Raw genomic sequence first — 24,996 nt, 5'->3', positions numbered from 1 at the left:
TTTAGCCTCCATCTCCAACTCAATCCCTGAAACCGGGTTTTGCAGAATGTGGCTAGGTATATACCAAAAAACTGCAACATCATCAATATAATATTTTACTCATATAGTGTTCGCTGGTCGGTAACCTCCACTAACCCTATCATGACCTTGAATATCTTGCCAACACTGTATGTTTCGATATCCCGTTCTCTCAAGTATAGCTCTTGTACCAATTTTCTGATCAGAGCCATGTTCTAACAAAAGTAACCCATCAGGCAAAAGGTACTCATAACCTTCTGTAATAATACATTGTAGATCAGCAAATCCCTCTTGACTACTGGCTAAAGCTTTTAGTGGTTCAAAACGAAGATCCCCTTGTTTTAAATGAGGATCGTTCTCCGCAATATAAGGAGGGTTTGATACAATGGCATGATATTGGGTATCCGGAAGATTATTAAACCAGTTGGAATAATAAAAGGAGACATTGGTTATTCCATGGTCCTGGGCATTTATTTGCGCTATACCCAGTGTCTCCAGGCTGCAATCACAGGCTGAGATATTCCAGTTGGGTCTCTCTTTTGCCAGCGCTAAAGCAATAGCACCACTGCCTGTGCCTAAATCAAGAACACGAATTTCTGGTTTGTTGGGGAGCAACGCCAAAGCTAGCTCTACCAATCGCTCTGTTTCATGTCTTGGAATCAAAGTATGCTCATTCACTTTTAAGGAAAGTGACCAAAACTCACGGCTACCAGTTAAGTAGGCAATAGGTGTGCCTTGAGATCGTTGTTCTATTAACTGTTGATATTTATTTAGTTGTGTTTGGCTTAGTAATTCCTCGGGGTGAGCAAAGAGGTAGCCTCTGTTTTTATTTAACAGATAACTTAGTAATAATTCTGCTTCCAGCCGTGAATCAGGCGCAAATTCATCTAATTTTTGCAAGGCTTGTTTCAAGGCCATGCGAATATTAATCATGACGACCCAATTCAGCGAGCAGCTCTGCGTGATATTCACGCTTTAAAGAATCGATGACTAAAGATAAATTACCTTCCATGACGTCATTGAGCTGATAGATAGTCAGATTAATGCGGTGGTCCGTTAAACGCCCTTGGGGGAAATTATAAGTACGAATGCGTTCAGAGCGATCACCTGTGCCAACCAATGATTTTCTTGTTTGCGCTTGCTCTTTTTTTTGTTTGCTTTGCTCTGCATCCAGTAGTCGAGTTTTGAGCAAAGACATCGCTTTAGAACGGTTTTTATGTTGCGAACGTTCATCCTGGCATTCAACAACTACACCTGTGGGCAGGTGGGTGATACGTATGGCGGAATCTGTTTTGTTAACGTGTTGACCTCCGGCGCCGGATGATCTGTACGTATCTATGCGCAAATCGTCAGGATTAATTTGGATTTCATCAATTTCCTCAACTTCTGGCATGATAGCTACCGTGCAAGCAGAGGTATGAACACGTCCCTGGGATTCAGTTTCGGGTACTCGTTGCACACGATGAGCGCCTGATTCGAATTTTAATTGTGAATAGACGGCATTACCACTGATGCGGGCAATGATTTCTTTGTAGCCGCCATGTTCGCCGTGACTGGCACTGATTAACTCAAGTTGCCATCCCACGTTTTCAGCATAACGGCTGTACATACGATAAAGATCTCCTGCGAAAATGGCCGCTTCATCTCCACCTGTACCCGCTCTTACCTCAATATAAATATTACGTTCATCATCAGGATCTTTGGGGATAAGATGCCATTGTAATTGCTCATCCAGTTCATCGATGTGTTTTTTGGCAGCGTCAAATTCTTCTTCGGCCATGCTGGCCAATTCTTTATCCTCGCCCTCAAGTAACTCCTTAAGAGAGGATATATTATTTTTAGCGTCTAAATAGGATTCATAGCAAGTAGCTACAGGTTCCAGTTGGGCATATTCTTTAGACAATGCTTTAAATTGGTTTTGATCTGCAATAACAGAAGCTTCTGATAATAAGCGACCTACTTCCTGAAAGCGCTCCAGCATTTGCTGGAGTTTTAACTCAAGGGATTTCTTCATATAGTGGCTGGTTGGTAGTTTTGTTAAAGAGATAATGTGCCAAAGTAAGTAAGTCTTCTCGACCATCCCAGGCTATTTGTCTTAGGCCGGTAGTGGGGTTATGAGTAAGCTTATTTACCAGGCGCTCGCTAAATTCATTTAAAACGGTTTGTTGGTTTTGGCCGGCAGACAGTTTTTTTATAGCGCGTTGTAATTCCAGTTGTGCCAAATCCTGCATTTGGTTGCGATAATCGCAGATGACTTCTTTTGCTCTAAGAGAACGATGCCAACGAATATAATTATCCAATTCACTTTCGATTAATTGCTCTGCTTGCAAGGCTGCATGGCGTCTTTCATTCATTCCTTTTTCTATCATGACTTGCAAGTCATCAACATTATATAGATGTACCTGTTCTAATTCGCTTACATTACTTTCGATATCACGGGGAACCGCTAAATCCAAAAAAAACATAGGAGCATGTTTTCGTTGTTGCAGAGCATGTTCAACAAGGCTTTTATTAATAAAAGGAAGAGGGCATGCAGTTGCAGAAATAACCACATCAGCATGTGATAAGTATTGGGGAATATCACCAATGGAAAGTGTTTTGCCACCAAAAGTATGTGCAAGTTTCTGGGCATTTTCAAGAGTGCGGCTCGCTACCATGAAACGATGGACTCCCTGCTGGTGTAAATATTTTGCTACCAGGGAGGCTGTTTCTCCAGAACCAATCAAAAATACATTCAGTGATTTATAGCTTGAGAATAATTGGCCGATTAACTGAACTGCGGCATAGGCGATTGAAACAGGATTTGTTCCTATACCACTTCGGGTTCTAATTCGTTTAGAGGCGCTAAAAACATATTCAAAAACAGGGCGTAATTGGGCTTTTACCGTACCGAGACGACAGGCTTGCTGATAGGCCTGTTTCATTTGACCCAGAATCTGAGGTTCACCAATCATCATCGAATCGAGACCACTGGCAACACGTAAGGTATGCTTAATCCCCTGATGACCCTCATGAGTATAAATAAAGGGAGAAAGTAATTCCGGAGCTAACTGATGCTCGTGTGCTAACCATCTCGAAAGAATTTGGGGATCTTCCGTATCACAATAGATTTCTGTGCGATTACAGGTAGATAGAATAGCCGCTTCGTTCACTTCGGGCAGGTTAAGCAGCTTATGGAGCAGGGAATTCTGCATAGCCGGGGGTAAAGCGACTTTTTCACGCACGTTTATTGGAGCAGTTTTATGATTGAGTCCGCAGGCAACAAACACCATAGATTATGAATTTAGTAATTAGTAAGGTTAATTGCGTATTGTAAACGATTAGCCACTAAATTTGTAGATAATTGGGAAAGTTCATTATCGTACTAAAGTACTTTTTTATTTTACCGACAACAATAGTAACTACTTTTTGCACAAAATGTGTAAATTGACGAGGAGTACCAAATGGATATTATCCTGCAAGGCCAACATAATAGTGATGAGGCGGTTGAAAGTCTGGAGCGTGTACTGCAATTATTTAAAGATCGGTATCAAATTAGTGATTATCGTGAGATACATTTAACCCTGACTTTAGTTGATGAGCATGGTGATGAGGTTGAATTGGTAGATAGTGAAACGAATCAGCCTTATCGAATTTTTGAAGTTTATCGTAAAGGATACGAGTTGGCAGGAAAAAAAGGAATCCCCATGTTGCAATTAATTGTTGATAATACCAAGTAGTACATAAAAGGAGTTTCTATGCTGATGGTGCTTTTAGCCATAATTCTCACCCTGATATTGGTAGTGGGAATCCATGAGGGTGGTCATGCGTTGGTAGCTCGCTTCTTTCACGTGAAAATTCAAAAAATCTCTATTGGTTTTGGAAAACCATTGCTCCAATGGCAAAGTAAAGGCGGATGTAATTGGATTTGGGCAATATGGCCTTTGGGTGGTTATGTTCAGTTACTTAATACAAGAATTACTCCTGTAGATCCAAAAGAATATCCTCTTTGTTTTGATAAAAAACCCGTTTGGGTTCGAATTCTTATTTTACTGGCGGGAGCCTTTGCTAATCTGATGACAGCCTGGCTTGCTTTTGTACTCGTTTTTTATCTGGGTATAAGTTACAAGATGCCACAAATTCATTCCGTCCAGGCCAACAGTATTGCAGCTCAGGGCGGAGTTCTTGCCGGGGATCAATTTATTGCTATCGCAGGTTATCCCACTCCATCTTGGCAAGAGGTAGGAATGCAGCTAGTGATTTCATGGGGCAGTAAAGAGGTTAAAGTAACAATGAAACAAGCAGATCAAAAATTAAAAGAAATAACCCTTGATTTAAGCCAGATAAAATTTACGGGACGCGAAAATTCTTTATTAGCGAGTCTGGGTATCAGCCCCAATCTATCTGCTGCAAGTAGCGTGAAGCGAGCCTCTTCAATCCTTGAAGCAATGCAGCAGGCAAATACTGTTATCGTCCATTTGATTCATTTTTTTATGATGATTTTAAAGCAATTATTTAGTGGCGTAATACCTTTTGCTATTTTGCTGGGACCGATTGGACTATTTGCGGCTTCTGTTGCTTCTTTGAAACAGGGGATAGTTGTATTTCTGTTTTTTATTGCCAGTTTTAGTTTGGCAGTCGCTGTGGTTAATTTATTTCCTTTGCCCGGTCTTGATGGGGGTTCAATTCTTTACAGCATTATTGAAAAGATTCGTGGTAAGCCCATATCAGTAGCCATGGAAGTATTGTTATACCAGTTACTGTTTATTGTCTTTTGTTTGTTATTAGTTCATTTGTTAATGAATGATTTAGCTCGTATGTATCAATAGGTCGGTTTCCATCATCGCGGTTTAGTAACAAGCCCTGTGTCATTACACGATCTTCTCGAGCAAAAAACCTGCCTCTATACCGTTCGGGCTGAGGAGGCGTTTTAGCGCTGTCTCGAAGCCTTGCTGGTCTTGACGTAGATGATGTGGTCAAGCAAATTGATACACACCAGTTAAGCGACTTTTTTTAATTGTATTATTTGCTCATTTTCAAACTGATTTGGACTTTTATATCCAAGGAATGAATGTAAGCGGTTACTGTTATAAAACATTGTAATATAATTCAGGATGTCTTGTTGTGCCTCAAAGCGAGTTTGGTAATTGCGCCATTGGACTCGCTCTTGTTTTAACCTCCCGAAAAAGCTTTCAGCAACAGCATTATCCCAGCAGTTACCTTTACGACTCATACTACCGATGCAACCATAAGTAGTTAATAGCATGCGATAAGCATTACTCGCATATTGAACGCCTCGATCGGAATGGGTTATTACTCCAGTATTGGGTTTGCGTTGCCAAAGCGCCATTTTAAGGGCGTCACAAGCCAGGCTTGCCTTCATCCGCGAACTCATACTCCAACCGATAACTTTTCTTGAAAACAAGTCGATAACAACAGCTAAATACAACCAACCCTCTTGTGTCCAAATATAGGTAATATCGGAGGCGTAAGCTTGATTAGGCTTTTCTACAATAAACTGTCTATTAAGTACATTTTCAAATATAGGCTGCTTATGCTTGCTGTTTGTTGTTACCCTATATTTCTTTCTGTAACGTGCGTGTATTCCTGCTTCCTTCATTAGATTTCGGGCTTTATTTCTCCCAACAGGATAACCTAATGCATTTAATGCTTTTTTCATTCGACGGCTTCCATAAGTATAATGGCTTGATTCTGCTAATTTTTTAACCCAATCAAGCATCTCCACATGCAATGGATCTGGTGGTTTATTACATTTAAGATAATTGTAAAAACCACTTCTTGTAACACCCAGCAATTGACACATCACGTCAATTGGCCAGGCCTTCTTATTCTGGGCAATAAATGAATATTTCACTTCATTTCTTTTGCAAAGAAGGCCGTCGCCTTTTTTAATATTTCTTTTTCCATTGTTACGCGTCTTAATTCTTCTCGTAAACGACGTATCTCTAGTTGTTCGTCAGTTAATTTACCATTACCTCTAAATGCTTGCCCTTCCTCTTTGGAGTGTTCTTTGATCCACCGGCTTATCAACCTGGAATCAATGCCCAGACTTTGTGCAGCTTCTGATTGCGTATAATTCTGCTCCAAAACAAGACTAATAGCGTCTAGTTTAAATTCTTTAGTATATTTCGTTGCACCCATTTTATTACCTCCAGTTAAGATGATTATCTCTTATCTGGAGTGTACAAATCCATTAGACCACATCAAGAGGCTTCGAGACGGCGTAAACGCCTCCTCAGCCCGAACGGAGGGGGCGATGCTTTCGACTCAGCTTGAACGGAGCGAGGAAAGTGGTTATGGGCGATGCTTCCGACTCAGCCCGAACGGAGCGAGGAAAACTGCTATGCGCGATGCTTCCGACTCAGCTTGAACGGAGCGAGGAAAGTGGTTATGGGCGATGCTTCCGACTCAGCTTGAACGGAGCGAGGAAAGTGGTTATGGGCGATGCTTCCGACTCAGCTTGAACGGAGCGAGGAAAGTGGTTATGGGCGATGCTTTCGACTCAGCTTGAACGGAGCGAGGAAAGCGGTTATGGGCGATGCTTTCGAGAGCTTTGCCAGGTCCGATTGGATTATTTGCGGCTTTCATTGTCTCTTTGAAACAGGGGATAGTTGTATTTCTGTTTTTTATTGCCAGTTTTAGTTTGGCAGTCGCTGGGTTAATTTATTTCCTGTGCCCGGCCTGCTCTGTGTCATTACACAAGCTTCTCGAGCGAAAAACCTGCATCCAGGCCGTTCGGGCTGAGGAGGCGTTTTAGCGCTGTCTCGAAGCCTTGCTGGTCTTGACGTAGAGGCTTCGAGACGGCGTAAACGCCTCCTCAGCCCGAACGGAGCGAGGAAAACTGCTATGGGCGATGCTTTCGACTCAGCTTGAACGGAGCGAGGAAAACTGCTATGGGCGATGCTTTCGACTCAGCTTGAACGGAGCGAGGAAAGTGGTTATGGGCGATGCTTCCGACTCAGCCCGAACGGAGCGAGGAAAACTGCTATGCGCGATGCTTCCGACTCAGCTTGAACGGAGCGAGGAAAACTGCTATGGGCGATGCTTTCGACTCAGCTTGAACGGAGCGAGGAATGATGTGGTCAAGCAAATTGATACACACCAGTTAAGCGACTTTTTTTAATTGTATTATTTGCTCATTTTCAAACTGATTTGGACTTTTATATCCAAGGAATGAATGTAAGCGGTTACTGTTATAAAACATTGTAATATAATTCAGGATGTCTTGTTGTGCCTCAAAGCGAGTTTGGTAATTGCGCCATTGGACTCGCTCTTGTTTTAACCTCCCGAAAAAGCTTTCAGCAACAGCATTATCCCAGCAGTTACCTTTACGACTCATACTACCGATGCAACCATAAGTAGTTAATAGCATGCGATAAGCATTACTCGCATATTGAACGCCTCGATCGGAATGGGTTATTACTCCAGTATTGGGTTTGCGTTGCCAAAGCGCCATTTTAAGGGCGTCACAAGCCAGGCTTGCCTTCATCCGCGAACTCATACTCCAACCGATAACTTTTCTTGAAAACAAGTCGATAACAACAGCTAAATACAACCAACCCTCTTGTGTCCAAATATAGGTAATATCGGAGGCGTAAGCTTGATTAGGCTTTTCTACAATAAACTGTCTATTAAGTACATTTTCAAATATAGGCTGCTTATATGCTTGCTGTTTGTTGTTACCCTATATTTCTTTCTGTAACGTGCGTGTATTCCTGCTTCCTTCATTAGATTTCGGGCTTTATTTCTCCCAACAGGATAACCTAATGCATTTAATGCTTTTTCATTCGACGGCTTCCATAAGTATAATGGCTTGATTCTGCTAATTTTTTAACCCAATCAAGCATCTCCACATGCAATGGATCTGGTGGTTTATTACATTTAAGATAATTGTAAAAACCACTTCTTGTAACACCCAGCAATTGACACATCACGTCAATTGGCCAGGCCTTCTTATTCTGGGCAATAAATGAATATTTCACTTCATTTCTTTTGCAAAGAAGGCCGTCGCCTTTTTTAATATTTCTTTTTCCATTGTTACGCGTCTTAATTCTTCTCGTAAACGACGTATCTCTAGTTGTTCGTCAGTTAATTTACCATTACCTCTAAATGCTTGCCCTTCCTCTTTGGAGTGTTCTTTGATCCACCGGCTTATCAACCTGGAATCAATGCCCAGACTTTGTGCAGCTTCTGATTGCGTATAATTCTGCTCCAAAACAAGACTAATAGCGTCTAGTTTAAATTCTTTAGTATATTTCGTTGCACCCATTTTATTACCTCCAGTTAAGATGATTATCTCTTATCTGGAGTGTACAAATCCATTAGACCACATCAGAAAGTGGTTATGGGCGATGCTTCCGACTCAGCCCGAACGGAGCGAGGAAAACTGCTATGCGCGATGCTTCCGACTCAGCTTGAACGGAGCGAGGAAAGTGGTTATGGGCGATGCTTCCGACTCAGCTTGAACGGAGCGAGGAAAGTGGTTATGGGCGATGCCTTCGACTCAGCTTGAACGGAGCGAGGAAAGCGGTTATGGGCGATGCTTTCGACTCAGCTTGAACGGAGCGAGGAAAGCGGTTATGGGCGATGCTTTCGAGAGCTTTGCCAGGTCCGATTGGATTATTTGCGGCTTTCATTGTCTCTTTGAAACAGGGGATAGTTGTATTTCTGTTTTTTATTGCCAGTTTTAGTTTGGCAGTCGCTGGGTTAATTTATTTCCTGTGCCCGGCCTGCTCTGTGTTATTACACGATCTTCTCAAGCAAAAAACCTGCATCCAGGCCGTTCGGGCTGAGGAGGCGTTTACGCCGTCTCGAAGCCTTGCTGGTCTTGACGTGGAGGCTTCGAGACAGCGCTAAAGCGCCTCCTCAGCCCGAACGGTGCGAGGAGGCACGAGCTATGGCTACGCCCCGACGGCTATGTACAGTACAGTCATTTAGTTATCATGGCAGGTCGTGACCTAACTTACGCGAAAAAAATTGCAGCAATCTATTAATTTTTCACTGTTCTGGCGCAACACCATAAATCAACTTTTTGCACCCCGGTTTTTTTTATGGTGCGCGCTAACTCATTTGCAGTGCAGCCGGTAGTGAGAAGATCATCAATTAGGATGACGTGTTCATAGGGCAGGGGACCGGCATGAAAGGCATGGTGCAAGTTTTTTTTTCTTTGTTCGCTATTGAGACTGGCCTGAGGCGTAGTATTAATGATTTTTTGGCACGTTGTTGCATCATATGGCAGATTTAACTTGCGAGCTAATCGTTTAGCCAAAAGAGCAGCCTGGTTGAACCCTCGCTGCTTTAACCTTTTGGAATGCATAGGCACAGGAATTAAACACTGGGCAGAAATTGATTGATTTTGTGCGCTGTGCAACATGATCTGAGAAAGAAAAGAGCTGAGATAAAGGCCATTATTGTATTTAAAATGATGTAACAGACTGCGTAAAGGCTCTTCAAACCTATAGTTTACTAGTGCCCTGTCAAAATGAGGTGGCTTTTGTATGCATTGTCCGCAAACAGGGTAATCCTTATCTGGAAGCGGGGTAGCGCAATGTTGGCAGGCAGGACCCAGAGGTTTAATAAACTCAATGCATGAAGAACATACAGCTAAAGTACTTTTATGAAATTGATTGCAAAGTATGCAGATTGAAGGCAGACGCAAAGTCTGTGTTATACTGTGCAGCTTCTGGCGCATGGGCGTTGGATTCCCTGTTTTAAACTTTTTCTCTGGTTCCTATGATGGCTGTCAACAACGAAATTAGCAAGGCATTTAATAAACATGCCACTGAATATGAACTTGCTGCTAAAGTACAGCAAGAAATAGGGAAACGTTTGTTCGAGCGTTTGCAGTATTTAAAAATTTCGCCCAAACGTATTCTCGATTTAGGCTGTGGTACAGGCGGTTTCTCACGGGAATTAGCTTTGATGTACCCCAAGGCCCGGATTTTTGGTTTGGATTTGGCTCATGCCATGTTATTACAGGCAAAGAAAAAACAGAGTTGGCGACGTAAATGGCCTCTGGTGACCGCAGATATGAGCAATATGCCCTTTGCTACCGGGATGTTTGATTTGGTTTTTGCCAATCAGGCCATTCACTGGGGTAGTTCTCTTGCAAGGGTATTTCGTGAGTTAAATCGGGTCATGAATGTAAATGGCTGTCTCATGTTTACCACCCTGGGTCCTGACACTTTTAAGGAACTGAAAAGTGCCTGGACTGGAGCAAATCAGTATGCGCATGTTAATGATTTTATTGACATGCATGATGTGGGTGATTGTCTTATGGCAGAACATTTTTTAGAACCAGTAATGGATATGGAATTATTATCTGTTCATTATGAAACCTTGTCTCATTTAATAAGAGCTTTAAAAATGCAAGGGGTAAAGAATATAAACTCGGCAAGAAATCAAGGATTAACCGGCAAAGACGCATGGCAAAAATTTGAAAAAAATTATGCAACGATGCAAACTGATAAAGGAATGTACCCGCTTACTTACGAAGTGGTTTATGGCCATGCCTGGAAAGGGGAGCAAAGAAAAACAGGAAGTGGTATAGAAACCTTGATTCCAGTTTCCCAAATTCTTAGAAGGAAGGATAAATAATCCCCTAGCAGATGTTAAGGAAGCGCAACTTAAATGGAGGTGGGTCTTGGCCTAATGGCACCACCTTAAGGTAGCACCATTATGATATACTTGTAACCCTATGATGCCCAGGTTATATCAGCGTTATTGGGTATTAAGCTAATTTACTACGGTTTTGTAATTGGTGGGTTAATTCAATCAAAACCGTCGCTTTTTTATCAAATATGTGTAACGAATCAATGGCTATCTGGTAATGTATGGCAATTTCTTCTTCCAGTTGTTTCTGGGTAAACAAAGTCGCGAAAGTAGTTTTTTCATTGGCTAGATCGGATGATCGGCCTTTACCCAATATATTAGCTGGTGCGTAACGATCTAAATAATCATCTTGCATTTGAAACACAAGCCCTATATGTCTGGCATAAGTTCTCAACGCTATTTCAATAGATTCATGTACTGCTGTTTGGGCTGCTAAAACCATGTCAAAACAAGCCTGAATCAATCGACCAGTTTTAAGCAGATGGATTTCTCTTAGTTGCTCTTCCGTTACGGATGATTTTGCCAACTCGGATAAATCAAGACTTTGTCCGCTTACCATACCGCTTACCCCACTGGCTTGAACCAGAATTTGAGTAATAGCCAGCACTTGAAATGCGTTGAGTAAAGAAGACAAACGGGTTAATAAAACCTCAACAGCCAAGGCTTGCATGCCATCACCGACTAAAATCGCGGTAGCCTCATCATAGGCTTTATGACAACTTGGTCTTCCCCGGCGAAAGTCATCATTATCCATAGCGGGAAGATCATCGTGAATTAAAGAGTAGCAGTGGGTTAACTCCAAAGCTGCTGCTATCACATCGAGTACCTGTAGATTCACGTTAATCAATTCGCCTGCTAAATACACTAAAATAGGCCTCAGCCTTTTTCCACCAGGAAACAAAGAATAGTGTATTGCCGAGCGTATTGGTCTGGCTGGAACATGCGTTTCATTGAGCATCTGTTCAAGGAATGTCTCATGGCGTCGGGTATAAATTTCAATCACTTGCTTGCCCATCCGATTGAGGTTCAGAAAGGGCTTGGGTGGCGGTCAGGGTTTCTATTTTTTGCTCTGCCTGGTTCAAAACATCCTGACAATGCCTGGCTAAGCCAATTCCTTTTTCAAATTGCTTGAGCGAATCTTCAAGAGTTAACTCCCCTTTTTCCAATTGTTTCACTATCACTTCCAGCTCTGTTATCGATTTTTCGAAATGCATGCCTTTATTCATAAAATTGCTCTGATACTGTGAAATTGCTGTGATTATACTGAGTTAGGATTAGGATTCAACTTGGGGAGTTGACTTGATTGCATTGTAGTGGGTTTTGACTGAAAAAATAAAGATGATTCAAATGACTGCAGAGAAAAAGGGATTGGACATACATCGATAAATACTCGTTGGATTAGGGAGGGGAACCCTAACCCAACGAACTTGTTTGCATGCCTATGGATTAGTTGGGGTATTGTCGTCGTCAGATTGTAACTCTTGATCTGCCTCATCAAACGCTTTACTAGCTTCTGACTTACTCTGAGTAAAGAAGTTACTGACATTACCTAGAGTAACACCTTTAATCACTGCATTAGCTAGTGATTTCATCATGTTTTTAAGGTATTCGCCCCAACCTAAATCTCGCTCTAAAACAGGCATAGCAGTAGCTATTGCATCTTTACAAAGGTTTTTAAAGTTATCTCCTGCTTTCGTGATCTCTTTACCATTGTTTAATTCACCTTCGTAAACAGTTCTAGCATCGTATAAAACGGTATATAAAGTTTCAGCTACCGTTCTAGCTTCTGGTAAATTGTTACCAATATTTATTGTTTTACTTAGAAGGACGGCCAATATATCATCTATTTTGTCTATTGCTAATGTTTTGGCCTCTTTAATTTCCTCTGCTTTCAGAATTGCTTTTTCTGCTCGCTTAAACACTCCTGTAGGGATTTTTTTCTCCACAGCTTCTGCAGCCTCTTCTCTTACTAATCTATCACGGTTCTGTTCGTAACTCTCAAATTCACCCCACTCTACCTCGACAGGAGTATTTTTTTTCTCCGCTTTTTTTGTCTGTTTAATTTCCTCTGCTTTCAGAATTGCTTTTTCTGCTCGCTTAAACACTCCTGTAGGGATTTTTCTGGCTTCTTTTTCCACAGCAATATCATGTTGTGCACCGTATCGATCATGCATTCTTGTGGCTGTATCGAATTGAGCGCGCAGGTCTTTTTTAAGGGAAATAATTTGACTATCATTTGGATTTGCTTTGTATTTAGTCATAGTATTTAGAGTTCCCATACTATCATTGTATTCATCCACTACTTCTTTTGATAATGTAATTTTCGTTGGTAGGTCAGAAGAATTACCTGCATCCATTATTTTTTTTTCAAAAACTTTCTTCAACGCGGTCAATTCTTCCACCGGGTTTTGGTGTGATTTAAATTTTGGCATGATAGGCTTCCTCTTTGTTTAAAAAAAATTTATAGTTTAATATTAGCGCATAAAGATTAAGAAAATATTAAGAGGTTTAAAAAATAGGCTTCATCCCTTTGTTACGGACAGTTTTTAAAAATTGGCCTTTGTGTGTGCTTAATTCAAACCAATATGAAAGTTTTAAAAACATTTTGAAGCTGATTTTGAAATGAGTTAGCAAATCGTCATCATGGCCAATTTTAATCAAAAGAGCTGCTTTTTGTTCTTTATTTCGCAATTTGTTAAGAGGTAGGGCTTTATAAGTGCTTTCCATTCACCAATGTGATAAGGTCATACAAACCCAATGGCATCAACACTAAGCGCTTTTCGGTGCGTTAAAGAAATAAGAAAGTTCTGAATTAACCTGGTCAATAATGATACAATATTTTGTATCCTGTCAGAATCGCCGGGTAAGTGTCTGCCACTGAGCCCGGACTAATCCGAGCCGCGCGCGTCAGCAAGCGGAATTATCTCGAGATGCTTATGTGGTGCATGGAACCTGCCGCACTTTAAGTAAGATTAATTCAGCCAATGATGGCATTTCAAATTTTTTAGTCACCCTATCGTAAATATACTGATAAACGTTAACTTTCAGTTTTCTGGCCGTCTGTACAATCGTGGCAAACGTATCCTTTGATTTGGTGCCATTTTGGGAGACCGTTTGGAGATTGATGTCGCGTATCCTTGCTTGAAACCGTGTCCCTAATTCAGAGGCATTGTTGTGCAATGGCAGAAATGGATGGTCTAACACCAATAATAACGCTTGTTTTTTAGCACGTGTCTTTGCAATGCGTTGATCTAAAACATCATAGCCTGTCGTGGTTGCGAACAAAGTATCAAATTGCATTGATAGTTGTTGGGCCATTGATTGAGATGGAGCCGTCTTGTAAGTCAATAATGCATGGTAGAAATCCCATAATTGCTCAAGAAATACAGCCAATATATTCTGATTCATATCTGAGAATGGAGTGAGTTTTTTATAATGACGACCTTCATGGATCCAGCACAGCGCATGATGTAGGGCCAATTTATTAAACTGAGGCGCATCATCTGTCATTAAATAATGGATGAAGTATTTCGAGTGCTGATAATAGGCAAGAGCTGCTGACTCAAGAATTATGCGTCGATTCGTGCTGTGTTTTTTTGGATTTGGAAAAAGTGTTCCCATCAAACTATCGATTGATTCACGTGTGAGGGGTTGTGCATGCAGCATTGGTTTAATTTGATCCAACCATTTTTTTGCGAGACCAAACTCATCCATTAACTCATAAGCCTCCTGATTAAACATAAACTTTAATTGGTCTCGACACAGCAACTCCAATAAGGTCAAGCGATCTTTTTTACGACGAGTGAAGTATGCTGTAAAAAAGTCATTACATAAAACATGGGTGTAGTGATTTTTGCCGTTAACACGACTGCCTGTGTCATCCATCTGCTGGTACAAGCCTGCGTTGCTACCGGCATCGACAATATCTTCTTTTTCCTGATGAAAAATATCATTGCCTTCTGTCAGCATGGAAGCAATTTTACCATGTGATATTTGAATACCACATGTTTTTAAAAAGCGCTCAATGGCGCTCTCCGTCATCCCTGCATCACGGTATAATGTGATGACCAGCGCTTTAACCCCAGGACCAAATTCACTGCCCTTATATTCGCCAGGAATCGGCGCAATAAAGGTTTTTTTCAAAGATGGTGAGTAATACGTTTCCAGCTTGAATTCAACATTATCCGTGATGATTTTTAGATCCTGGATGATTCGAATCTCAAAACCCTTGAACTTGGCGTCATCTGGCAGCGTTGCTTTGTCCAGAGCAATCGTAACACGTCTATCAATACGTACGTTTTTTTTGTCTTTGCCTGTGTTTTTATTGTTCCCTTTACCACGTTTATTGCGATCTCCTTCAGATGAATGATTGGAATTGCCTGTATTATCGCCATTGCTACCTTTGGATTGACCGCGAATATTAGGTTTGCCCTGTTCACCCTTAAGGCGGTTTATCTCATCACGTAATACTTGGTTTTCCTCTCTGAGCAAAGCATTTTCTTCGGCAAGCATTTCGACCAAATTAACCAATACCTTAATGATAGTCACGGCCTTTTTGTCGGCAAGACTATCGATATCTTTTGTTAACTCATCTAAAACTTGTTTGATTTCTTGGCGTTTCATCATCTACCACTGCGTTACTAATGCTGATACGGCAATCATAACATGACTTTTTTTGAACGCATTTTTCGAGTTTTAACGCCACTAAGGGCTAAGAAAAAATCTGACCTCAGGAGGGAGATGTTTTATTAGTGAAAGGGGCTACATTGTGATCTTGGGGATCTTAGGGCATGCATATTGCATGACTTACGTTTGATATGGAAAAACATCAGTTTTACAGAAAAACCGTGTCAATAGGTATTTTGAATATTTTTAAAGAATTCCGCTTGCTGACGCGCGCGGCTCGGATTAATCCGGACTCAGTGGCAGACACTTACCCGGCGATTCTGACAGGATACAATATTTTTCTGCTTAGCTTTTCTAACATGGTTTTGTTCAGGTCATTTAGCTATTTAATTCTTCTTCTGAATTAGGAAGGCTTTTATTTTCTCCAGCTTGTCCGCTTGGTTGATTATTAGTTTTGGTATTCTATGATTTTCTTGATTGAGCTTTATCCTTGCCATTATGGCCTCCCTATGTGATGTTAAAAAAATCACTTAAAGTAATATTAAGCCATCAATATAACAAATTATTAACCCTTAAAAAACGTAGTATATTTTTTTCCCTTATTTTGGATGGACAATTAATTAGGTGATTGATTATATTGATTTAAATAATAACTGAGTAATTCTCATTATCGAGATTCAATCCGTTCCCTACAGCCCCAAGTTAACAGTGAGTTGCCTTAAAATTATCTCCAATCTATATTCTCAATAGTTTTTATTATTTTGAGCTAATAGTCCTAATCTAAATCTCAAGTGATTTCCCTCAGACTAGTAAATTATTCAGGTAATTCGTTTGACTATCAGTTATTCTATCTCTGTTAAGATTAATGCCTTTAAGGTTCGAAAAATGAAAACAAAAACTCAATTTGTTTGCAGCCAGTGTGCCGCAATCTTCAAACAATGGGCAGGACAATGCACGCAATGTGGCGCATGGAACTCAGTTGCTGAGGAAGGGGTTGTGGCTGCCAGCCGTTCCTCAAGAAGTGGCCAGTGGGCAAATCAGCGATCCATGATAACTGCTGTCGAAGACGTAGTAATGGATAAAGAACTTCGTATGGACTGTGGTTTATCTGAATTAAACCGAGTTTTAGGAGGTGGCTTGGTCTATGGATCGGTGGTGCTAATTGGCGGTGACCCCGGTATTGGTAAATCAACCCTATTGCTGCAAACCCTGGCTAATTTATCGATGCAAGAAACAGTTTTATATGTAACAGGCGAAGAATCCTTGCAGCAAGTTGCCATGCGCGCGCAACGTTTGGCATTACCATTAGCAGGACTAAGACTCTTGGCTGAAACTCAAGTGGAAACGATTATAGCGCATGCCCAAAAAGAAAAACCAAGAATTATAGTTGTTGATTCAGTACAAACTATTTTTACTGAAACTCTAAACTCTGCACCCGGGGGAGTAAGTCAGGTGAGGGAGTCTGCAGCCCAATTAGTCCGTTTTGCAAAAATGACCCAAACAGCAGTATTTTTAGTAGGACATGTAACTAAAGAGGGAACTCTGGCCGGTCCCCGGGTTCTGGAACATATGGTGGATAGTGTGCTCTATTTTGAAGGACAAAGCGACAGCCGTTTTAGAGTGATAAGGGCGATTAAAAATCGTTTCGGAGCGGTGAATGAGTTAGGCGTATTTGCCATGACTGATAGAGGATTAAAAGAGGTATCTAATCCTTCAGCAATTTTTTTATCCCGTCAACCAGAGCCTACACCAGGCAGTGCGGTGATGGTAACCTGGGAGGGCTCACGCCCCATGTTGGTGGAAGTACAGGCCTTAGTTGATGAGGCCCATGGACAACAGGCAAAACGCGTTACCGCAGGCCTTGAACATAATCGTTTGGCTATTTTATTGGCGGTTTTGCATCGTCATGGTGGTATTGCAACTTACGATCAAGATGTGTTCATCAACGTAGTGGGAGGGGTAAAAGTTACTGAGACTGGCAGCGATCTGGCATTACTTGCAGCAGTGGTTTCAAGTTTACGTAATCGGGTGTTTGATAGCGAAACTATTATCTTTGGTGAAATAGGTCTCGCAGGGGAAATAAGGCCCGTGCAAAGTGGACAAGAACGAATTAAAGAGGCGGTAAAACATGGATTTAAGCGGGCTATAGTTCCTTTTGCCAATGCGCCCAAGCAGCAGATAGATTCCATGATAATAGAACCAGTCAAACATTTACGGGAAGTTCTGGAGAAAATGTGATTATTGATTTTAACCCAATGATTAAATACCGCACCACCGAACATTAAAATTGAAGGCATCACCTCCCCTATAGAAATAGATACCTTAAATTACGAAAATGCTTTATCCAATGCCATGCGTGAAGCGCCAGATGTTATTTTAATTGGAGAAATTCGTGAGCGTGATTCTATGAAGCACGCAATTGCTTGCGTTGAAACAGGACATTTATGTATTTCTACTCTTCATGCGAATAATGCAAATCAAACGATGGATCGAATAATTAATTTTTTTCCTGAAGATGCGAAAAGGCAGTTATTGTTGATAAACTTTGAAATTGGTAGAGAATAATAGAATTGTATTGATTATTTTGTGCATTATGTTAAAATAATATACTTATTTTTTTTTGTGATTGTTATGGTTTGGCTTTATAATATTGCAGATATCGAGCTGGGAGAGCCTACGCGTCATGGGCATGAGGCTTATGTTGATGCAGTGCACATGGCTCCATACTCTAACGATAAGCCATCCAAAGTAATATTTAAAAGAAACAAATTCGGTATGGCGAAATTTTCACGCTTTGAAGTTGCATTTACGCAACTGGCACTATTGTTTTTATCCAAAGGCACTACCGCTCCTCAACGATTGGTTGTTAATGACTTTCTGAATGTAGTTGGTTTAGTGACTGAGCATCTTTGTTATGTTATCGAACAAAAAGAAGGATTAAACCAAAATTTCTTTACTTTCGATGATCCCCAATTCAATTTGAATTGCACAGTAAAAAAAGTGGCCCACGCAGAAGAAATCCCTTATTATTTTTTAGATAAATTACCTCAAGGTTTCTTTGCAAGTTTACTAAGAGCTGAACAGGACAATGTATTTAGTATTGATTATGCTTCATTAGCACAGATTCTGGCAGCTTCGTACACTCTGGAAGAAGATGACTTGCATAAAGGTAATTTTGGCCTTTATTTTATAGAAAAGGAAGGCAAGCCCCATGCCGTTTTTTTTAAAATTGATCATGATTTAATGCTGGTCGATAGCATCATGTCTTTTAAAACGTGGCGTTTTTTTCATTGGCTGCATAGTGACAGTGCTTTTGATATTACTGCTGAAGATTTATTGGCCTTCCCCTTGTTAACTCATTCACAGAATTCTTATTGGCCAACAAAATTCAGTTATACATACAAGCCTTGGTCTGCCAAAGAATACCATAGTTCCGAAGAAACTGAAGCCTTTGCTCTGTTAGGGGAAATACCTGAATTTAAAAAAGCGAAATGGATGGCTTTTTATAAGCATATTTTGTTACCAGCAGAACTTATTGAATTAAGCTTAAAGGAATGTCTTGATGAAAATAGTTCCAAGGAGCGAGCTCAAATTGCTTTAATGAAGCAAGCAACCGTTGCTCGGCAGGCGCGATTAAAATCGGTATTATTTTCCATAAAAGAATTCCGTGATTTTGTTGCTGGTTTAAAACAGGAAGATCATGAGTCCTTATTAAAGCAACTTATCGAGTCAACACCGCAGGCTAGGCTCCCAGAACATGTAGAAAATTCTTTACTTACTTATCAGGAGCTGTGTCAATCAGAGCAAGGATTTGAAGAGGGGGATACTCCCTTACATACCGCTATTAAGCTTGGCGACTATCGCTATGAAGAAACCATACAAATGTTCGGACATTTTATCAATAAAAAAAATAATGCTGGAAAAACACCTTTGGATGTTGCTTTGGAGCGAGTTGTAACAGCTGAAGATCACCCTAAAGATATTCGTACAGATATTCGTTTTACTATGAAACATTTATTAGAAAATGGGGCAAAACAAAGCTCTTTGTTTCAACAATTTAATCTGGCGGCCCGAATTGAATCTCATCAATTTCAAACTTCATATATTAATTCGGTAACTCAGGCCAAATCATATCAACAGTTGAAAGAAATTCTTAGGGATGTCGGAGAAGATCATCGTTTTTGCCTGAAATTTCAAAAAAATATAGCTATTGCATGTATTGCTCAGTTTATCCAGGTACATCAAAATCAGCCGGGTATGCAACGCATATTGCTTCAATTAAAAAAAGATATCAACGGTGAGTCCACCTCTTCCGAATATGCTGGTCTTAAATACATCCGTCAATTGCGCAGCAAGCTATGGATTATTCGTCAAATTAGAGGTCTTTACGGTCTGACATCTACCCTGGGGGAGATTAACGATATGGTTGATAACGAGTTGCGCCGGATCAAAGCCAGAGAGCCAAATTGCTTTTCATTTTTTCGTTCTTGTGGGGATGCAGAAGAGAATAATGGAGTGGAGTTGTTAACCTCCCGCACTACCTGTGCTTGATGATAAACCTCTGGAAAATCGAATTCTAACCTGAAATCAGGATGTAGTCGTATTACACTATACGCTGCATCAAGGCCAGGCATTGTTTCAAAAGGTGAGTACTCAGGCTCATATCATAACTTCTTAATAACCGCGGGATATCGAGATTTTGGATTTTCTCGAGGTTATTGAGAAGTTACCTAATATTCACCCAACGTACTGTTTTTAATGAATGTAAATCAGGTCTCGCATCGTAAGCATACAAACCATTTCATTTAGGTTTAATAACCTTTATGTAAATGGTTCGTATTATAAAATGAGTCTATATTTTATGGTTGGTATTTGTCTGCTTCTTCATCTTGCTTTATCTCTTCATGTGCTTTAGTTACTTGATTTTCAAAACTTTTCCCAATTTCAGTTGCGCTTTTTTTAGAGAAAAAATTACTGACCTGGCCAACGGTTCCGATTTTAATCACCGCATTAGTAATTGTTTTCAGCATATTTTCGAGGTATTCACCCAAGCCCAAATTCTTTTCCACCCTATTTGCTGCTAATGTACATGCACTTATAAATTCATTTCCAACTTCTTGATAGCTTTTTCCATCATCAGCATTTAGAGCATCTTTATAATTGTTTCGAGCATTAATCAAATCTTCTTTTAATTGTTTCGTGGCAGCGAGACCTTTATCTGAAGTAATACCAAGATCCCCTATTTTAGACGGCAGGATAAAAAATTCAGCATCCACTTTATCAAATATGTTTTCAATTTGTTGTTTTGATAGTTTTGGCATGGTGTCTTTCCTGGTGTCTTTAAAATGGCCTTTAAAATTAATTATAAATCATTTGTATTAAGGCTTTATTAGCAATCTTCAGATCCTGTCCCTCATCCTTTATTGAGACAACATGGGTAGCAGTTTGCTTTAAGAAAACAGGCAGAGAAAGTCATCTCGATCTGATGTATCCCTGCGAAATGGGCATCCGGTTTAGGAGCTAATTGATAGTTAATACCGCTCACGAAAGCGCAACCTGTGCTTGATTACCTCTGAGAACACTATAACCTGAAGTCAAGATGCAGCCGTATTAGAGCAGTGTAACAGGGGCTAAGATAGAACAATCAACGGCTTAAATCAAACCATATACAATTGCGGAGATGGAAATGATACCCATGGCAGTAATAAACAGATTGCTTAGTCGATTGCCGTATTTTTTCATTGCTGGAACTCTGGCAATTGCATACATAGGCATAATAAATAAAAGCAGAGCGATCACGGGCCCACCTAGAGTTTCTATCATTTTTAAGATATTGGGATTGATTGTTGCAATGATCCAGCAGGTCATCACCATAAACACTTCAATTGTTCGTTGCAGAGTTTTGCTACTAATTGTTTTTCCTGATGATTTTAACGATTTAACAATAATGCCGCTGAGGCCTTCTTTAGCCCCCAAGTAGTGACCTAAAAAGGATTTGGAAATAGCAATAAAAGCAATTAAAGGCGCAATATAGGCAATTACTGGTGTGTTAAAATGATTGGCAAGATAGGACAAAATAGAAATATTTTGTTGTTTTGCTTGCATCAAGTCCTGTGGTGAAAGGCTGAAAACGCAACTGAATACGAAGAACATCACTGAGGACACCATCAGTAAATGGCTGTATTTCATAATAGAGGAACTTCTTTTATCTGCTTGACTTCCATGCTGTTGTTTTTGACTTACCGCAAAAGAAGAAATAATCGGTGAGTGATTAAATGAAAACACCATGACTGGAACAATTAACCATAAGGTCATTAATAATCCATGCCCGCCATTTGCTTGCAGGGAGTTACTTTGTTGCAAAATAGCATTGTTCCAATTTGGAATTAAGTACAACGACAACAGCAATAAAATGCTTGCAAAGGGATATACCAATACTGACATTGATTTGACAATAATGTCCTGGCCAAAACGAACTACGGTCATTAGAGCCAGGATCAACACAATAGCTAAAAGAGCTCTTGGAGGTGCAGTAACCCCAATTTGGTTAACAAGAAAACTTTCAGTAGTATTCGTTATCGCTACGCTGTACATTAGTAAAATAGGATAGATAGCAAAAAAATATAAAGCGGTGAGCATCTTGCCAGCAAAAGGACCAAAGTGCTCTTCTACTACATCGGTAATATCATTATGTGCTGCAGAACCTGACAGGACAAATCGGCATAATGCGCGATGAGAGTAGTAAGTCATGGGAAAGGCGAGTAAGGCCATGATGATTAAAGGCCAGATACCGTTTAGACCGGCATCTATGGGAAGGAAAAGAGTTCCTGCACCAATTGCTGTACCGTAAAGACTTAACATCCAGACAGTATCTTGTTTTCTCCATTCCGAAAGGTGTTCGTTTGACTGAGCTGATGATATTGTTGCAGAATCATTTAAAGACATGAAAGAACATCCCCATTTCATTACTAATCCAAGTAGAGGTATTCCTCTATTGCTGAGCAATATTAGCACTACTAAGCCAATATTTCAACAAAGCCGTCATAAATCATATCCAACTGGATTTAACAAAGCAAGTCATGGACAGGCAAAATTGCCCAAAATTTGGAATATGGTTGATGAATAAGGTATAATTGACCTAAATTTGATTCATTAGTGCACTTTATGTCTTTTCATTCCAGCTATTTAGCATTTTTTCATGAAGTTCTTTTAAAAACAAAAGAAACTGCCCCCAATTATCGCGCCACAGGTGCTTTAATATCTCAAATAAGGGGTACTGACGCACTCATTGAACCAGATGAAATTGAGCCGATTCTAATTGAATTGCAGCAACTGGATGATCTGTTAAGCAAACTGTCTTTAACCATTGAGATAAGTGAAGCAAGAAATAATCTTGATACCCTTCTTGCTGCAGAGTTAAAAGTGAGTGTGGATAAAAATCCTCATCCAATTCCAGAGATAAAGTTAGAAAGATGGCTTAAAACTAATTTAAAAACTGGGATGTTACTTATAGAGCATATTGGACTTTCAAAATGGCTTGAACAGAAACTTATTGAAAAGGGGAGTTTATTTTTAGCAGTAAATAAAAAGGGCCAATATGATTTACTTTCCATAATACTAAATCTAATGTTCAGGTTAGGAAATCTGCCACCTAAAGAATGGTACCTATCCCTTGATAGTCTTAAAGCATTCCATTCGCGTGATGCGCTATTACAGTTGGCTTATAATGATCTGCAAGCCTTTCAGGATCTTGATGCACGATTCCCCGGGTTTTTGGTGTATGCTGTGAGCAGCCTCGAAGACTTAAGTGTATTTTGTCAGTTATTGCCTACTACTTTTGAGCGTTTATTGCATGCTCCTCAGCTTAAGCCATTTATTCCTGACGCGGTGCATTATGTGCGTATTCTTGATAAATTAGTTAATTTACCTCGTCCCAGGTTTTATAGGTTAATTGAATCTTATATTACTCAACTAGATGACCTGGTTGGTGTTATAAATGCTTATCCTGCTCTGCATCCATTAATTGCCGGAGAAAAAAAAGCCGAGTCTAAAAGGGTATTAGTAGAAAGACCTTGTGCTCAGCTGATTCAAACAAGAGATGATTTATTGCGCTTTGATTTAACTATTCCCGAATTATTTTTCCTGATTGCAGAACTACCCAGACTTCGGTCGCTGGCAGGATTATCAAGTATGCTTTCATCCAATGCGACCAATAGTTTTGCAGAACAAAAGCGGCCTGCCTTAAGCCCCGAAAAACAGTCCTTCGCTTATCGTTTTTTCCCTGAACTGATGCCTAAACAACTCATACCCTTCAATGATGTGGTTCTTGATGAGCGGTTGTTAACTTTGGGGCAAGCCATTAATTGCATGCAATATCTGGATAATGCTGGTTATTACTCCAGTGGTAACATTGAATTTACTAACGATGTAAACAAAGAAGGGCATTTTTATACCGAAGCCAGTGAGGGGTATCTACTTTCTATAGCTTTAAGCCACAGGGCTTTTCAAATTTGGCTGCAGCTTCCAGCAGAGAATAAAGAGCGTTTTGAAATCCTTGAATGTGGTGCCGGAGAAGGAGACCTCTGTTTCAAAATGCTACACTTTATACAGGCTATGGCTGAAGAAGATAAGCGTTGGGCCAAGTTTGAAAAAGCCATTCATTACACGATAATTGAAATTGCCTCAGCTCTTGTAGTGCGACAAAGACAAAAACTGGATCATTTCATTCAAGAGGGCAGTGTAGAAGTTATCCACGATGATGCATTAGAAATGACTCGTTATAATAAAAAGGCGGCATTGCACCTTAGTAATGAACTCATGGATATGCTGCCCTCGGAACAGATAGTTTTTGATGAAAAAAGACAATGTCAGGTAAAAATGGCTATTCCCGTATTACTGCCGGAAGCCTATAGTTATTTACATGAGCATTATCCGGAGAGTGTTGCCGGATTAAAGCATGAATCAGCACAGTTTAAGTTGCTGCTCAACGACCAAAAGATGAGCATCGATCATCAGGGATTGGTGGTTACCGCAGCACGGTTCAAAAAATTACTGGCAATTACAGCGAATAAACAATTTGTTGGTCCATCAAATTGTTTTCTCTTTTCTTATTCGGCTTTGCCTTTAAGTTTATTTCCGGATTTAGAGCAATATATTGCCGAACATGATGAGGTTTGTGCTTCCATGAACCCGGGCGATAGTAAAATAATCTGTCCTTCCCTGGATACTTATGCCCGGTTGATGGCAGAAAAAGCTTTAGTCAGTATTGTGATTGATTATGGCGATCTTTCTTTTAAACTAAAAAATGTGGATTACCGTTGTTATGGCTCGCATTCGCCTCTCTATAGAAATATTCCCCTGAGACAGCCAGGAAAATTAGACATTACTTACGATGTGGATTTTAGTGCTTTGATTACGGGATTAGAGCATCATGCCCGTGAGGGACATGCATGCTTGGCTTATTTGGGGACCTTGTTGCCAGAAATTAAAGTACTTCCTCAAGAATATAAATCTCGTTGTAACCTGGAAGAACAGGCTAAATTTAAGAAATCGCTTTTTTTAGCGGTAGTTTTTGTTGCTCCAGGAGTTAGAGTACTCTTCAGGGATGTAGAGAAAAAGGCATTTTCTGTAGTGACACAGCCCCAGTTGGTTGCTTTGTCAGTCTGTCGAGCTAAATCAATTTTAGAACAGAATATAATTGACGATGAGGCAAGAACCCTGAGTCTGATCTAATCACGCGCA

Annotated in this window: 19 protein-coding genes and 2 pseudogenes; 8 read left to right on the top strand and 13 right to left on the bottom strand. The window is 40.2% G+C overall.

Annotated elements, in window-relative coordinates:
• Positions 1 to 99: 99 nt before the first annotated feature.
• From prmC to hemA, 3 genes are read right to left on the bottom strand one after another with little or no spacing between them, the layout of a single operon-like run.
• Positions 100 to 951 carry a peptide chain release factor N(5)-glutamine methyltransferase gene (gene prmC / locus HRS36_RS14455; RefSeq protein ID WP_173237844.1) on the bottom strand — a complete coding sequence of 284 codons (852 nt, stop codon included), beginning with the start codon at positions 949 to 951 and terminating at the stop codon, positions 100 to 102.
• The gene (gene prfA, locus HRS36_RS14450) at positions 944 to 2,032 is read right to left on the bottom strand and encodes a peptide chain release factor 1 (protein ID WP_173237843.1); all 1,089 of its coding nucleotides are present in this window, start codon (positions 2,030 to 2,032) and stop codon (positions 944 to 946) included. The genes prmC and prfA overlap by 8 nt, the downstream gene beginning before the upstream one ends.
• Positions 2,016 to 3,290 carry a glutamyl-tRNA reductase gene (hemA, locus tag HRS36_RS14445; RefSeq protein WP_226905482.1) on the bottom strand — a complete coding sequence of 425 codons (1,275 nt, stop codon included), beginning with the start codon at positions 3,288 to 3,290 and terminating at the stop codon, positions 2,016 to 2,018. Before hemA ends, prfA begins: the two co-directional genes overlap by 17 nt.
• 171 nt (positions 3,291 to 3,461) lie before the next feature.
• Here hemA and HRS36_RS14440 point away from each other — a divergent pair, with 171 nt between their 5' ends.
• Together HRS36_RS14440 and HRS36_RS14435 are read left to right on the top strand one after the other, a co-directional pair.
• Positions 3,462 to 3,737, top strand: a complete 276-nt coding sequence (locus HRS36_RS14440) for a hypothetical protein (RefSeq protein ID WP_173237842.1) — start codon at positions 3,462 to 3,464, stop codon at positions 3,735 to 3,737.
• A gap of 18 nt (positions 3,738 to 3,755) precedes the next feature.
• Positions 3,756 to 4,826 carry a M50 family metallopeptidase gene (locus tag HRS36_RS14435; RefSeq protein WP_173237841.1) on the top strand — a complete coding sequence of 357 codons (1,071 nt, stop codon included), beginning with the start codon at positions 3,756 to 3,758 and terminating at the stop codon, positions 4,824 to 4,826.
• 170 nt (positions 4,827 to 4,996) lie between these two features.
• On the opposite strand, the gene HRS36_RS14430 is transcribed toward HRS36_RS14435, so the two are convergent.
• The 3 genes and pseudogenes from HRS36_RS14430 to HRS36_RS14420 all read right to left on the bottom strand — a co-directional run bounded on the left by HRS36_RS14430 (position 4,997) and on the right by HRS36_RS14420 (position 9,709).
• A protein-coding gene (locus HRS36_RS14430; RefSeq protein WP_226905474.1) for an IS3 family transposase occupies positions 4,997 to 6,159 on the bottom strand; the annotation gives its coding sequence in 2 pieces (ribosomal slippage) (positions 4,997 to 5,898 and positions 5,898 to 6,159; 1,164 coding nt in all).
• Between the two features lie 964 nt (positions 6,160 to 7,123).
• Positions 7,124 to 8,287 (bottom strand): annotated as a pseudogene (locus tag HRS36_RS14425) (IS3 family transposase).
• A 720-nt stretch (positions 8,288 to 9,007) separates the two neighbouring features.
• On the bottom strand, positions 9,008 to 9,709 hold the full coding sequence (locus HRS36_RS14420; RefSeq protein WP_226905481.1) for a ComF family protein: 702 nt from the start codon (positions 9,707 to 9,709) through the stop codon (positions 9,008 to 9,010).
• 44 nt (positions 9,710 to 9,753) lie between these two features.
• On the opposite strand from HRS36_RS14420, the gene bioC reads away from it, so the two are divergent.
• Positions 9,754 to 10,614, top strand: a complete 861-nt coding sequence (bioC, locus tag HRS36_RS14415) for a malonyl-ACP O-methyltransferase BioC (RefSeq protein WP_173238542.1) — start codon at positions 9,754 to 9,756, stop codon at positions 10,612 to 10,614.
• A 133-nt stretch (positions 10,615 to 10,747) separates the two neighbouring features.
• Here bioC and HRS36_RS14410 read toward each other — a convergent pair whose 3' ends face one another.
• The 5 genes from HRS36_RS14410 to HRS36_RS14390 form a co-directional block, all read right to left on the bottom strand.
• Positions 10,748 to 11,644 (bottom strand): polyprenyl synthetase family protein, encoded by an 897-nt coding sequence (locus tag HRS36_RS14410; RefSeq protein ID WP_173237840.1) that lies wholly within the window; start codon positions 11,642 to 11,644, stop codon positions 10,748 to 10,750.
• On the bottom strand, positions 11,625 to 11,855 hold the full coding sequence (locus HRS36_RS14405) for an exodeoxyribonuclease VII small subunit (protein ID WP_173237839.1): 231 nt from the start codon (positions 11,853 to 11,855) through the stop codon (positions 11,625 to 11,627). Before HRS36_RS14405 ends, HRS36_RS14410 begins: the two co-directional genes overlap by 20 nt.
• Positions 11,856 to 12,068: 213 nt before the next feature.
• Entirely contained in the window at positions 12,069 to 13,061 is a 993-nt protein-coding gene (locus HRS36_RS14400) for a hypothetical protein (RefSeq protein ID WP_173237838.1), read from the bottom strand.
• A 76-nt stretch (positions 13,062 to 13,137) separates the two neighbouring features.
• Entirely contained in the window at positions 13,138 to 13,356 is a 219-nt protein-coding gene (locus tag HRS36_RS14395; protein ID WP_173237837.1) for a hypothetical protein, read from the bottom strand.
• A 207-nt stretch (positions 13,357 to 13,563) separates the two neighbouring features.
• Positions 13,564 to 15,255, bottom strand: a complete 1,692-nt coding sequence (locus tag HRS36_RS14390; RefSeq protein WP_173235423.1) for an IS66 family transposase — start codon at positions 15,253 to 15,255, stop codon at positions 13,564 to 13,566.
• An 885-nt stretch (positions 15,256 to 16,140) separates the two neighbouring features.
• On the opposite strand from HRS36_RS14390, the gene radA reads away from it, so the two are divergent.
• The 3 genes and pseudogenes from radA to ankK all read left to right on the top strand — a co-directional run bounded on the left by radA (position 16,141) and on the right by ankK (position 19,806).
• Complete coding sequence (gene radA / locus HRS36_RS14385) at positions 16,141 to 17,493, top strand: DNA repair protein RadA (protein WP_173237836.1); 1,353 nt, start codon at positions 16,141 to 16,143, stop codon at positions 17,491 to 17,493.
• A gap of 69 nt (positions 17,494 to 17,562) precedes the next feature.
• A pseudogene (locus tag HRS36_RS14380) lies at positions 17,563 to 17,793 on the top strand (ATPase, T2SS/T4P/T4SS family); the annotation flags it as partial.
• A 48-nt stretch (positions 17,794 to 17,841) separates the two neighbouring features.
• A complete protein-coding gene (gene ankK / locus HRS36_RS14375) occupies positions 17,842 to 19,806 on the top strand; it encodes a Dot/Icm T4SS effector AnkK/LegA5 (protein WP_226905480.1) in 1,965 nt (654 codons plus the stop codon).
• A 308-nt stretch (positions 19,807 to 20,114) separates the two neighbouring features.
• Here ankK and HRS36_RS14370 read toward each other — a convergent pair whose 3' ends face one another.
• Both HRS36_RS14370 and HRS36_RS14365 read right to left on the bottom strand, forming a co-directional pair.
• Positions 20,115 to 20,576 carry a hypothetical protein gene (locus HRS36_RS14370; protein WP_173237835.1) on the bottom strand — a complete coding sequence of 154 codons (462 nt, stop codon included), beginning with the start codon at positions 20,574 to 20,576 and terminating at the stop codon, positions 20,115 to 20,117.
• 331 nt (positions 20,577 to 20,907) lie between these two features.
• A complete protein-coding gene (locus HRS36_RS14365; RefSeq protein ID WP_173237834.1) occupies positions 20,908 to 22,200 on the bottom strand; it encodes a serine/threonine transporter in 1,293 nt (430 codons plus the stop codon).
• Here HRS36_RS14365 and HRS36_RS14360 point away from each other — a divergent pair.
• Positions 22,199 to 22,381, top strand: coding sequence for a hypothetical protein (locus HRS36_RS14360; RefSeq protein WP_173237833.1), 183 nt, complete (start codon positions 22,199 to 22,201; stop codon positions 22,379 to 22,381). The genes HRS36_RS14365 and HRS36_RS14360 overlap by 2 nt on opposite strands.
• Before the next feature lie 38 nt (positions 22,382 to 22,419).
• Complete coding sequence (locus tag HRS36_RS14355; RefSeq protein WP_173237832.1) at positions 22,420 to 24,987, top strand: SAM-dependent methyltransferase; 2,568 nt, start codon at positions 22,420 to 22,422, stop codon at positions 24,985 to 24,987.
• Positions 24,988 to 24,996 lie beyond the last annotated feature (9 nt).

Source organism: Legionella antarctica (assembly GCF_011764505.1).
Taxonomy (GTDB): Bacteria; Pseudomonadota; Gammaproteobacteria; order Legionellales; family Legionellaceae; genus Legionella; species Legionella antarctica.
Note: the sequence above shows the minus strand (reverse complement) of the source record. Positions and strands in the feature narration are given on the sequence as shown.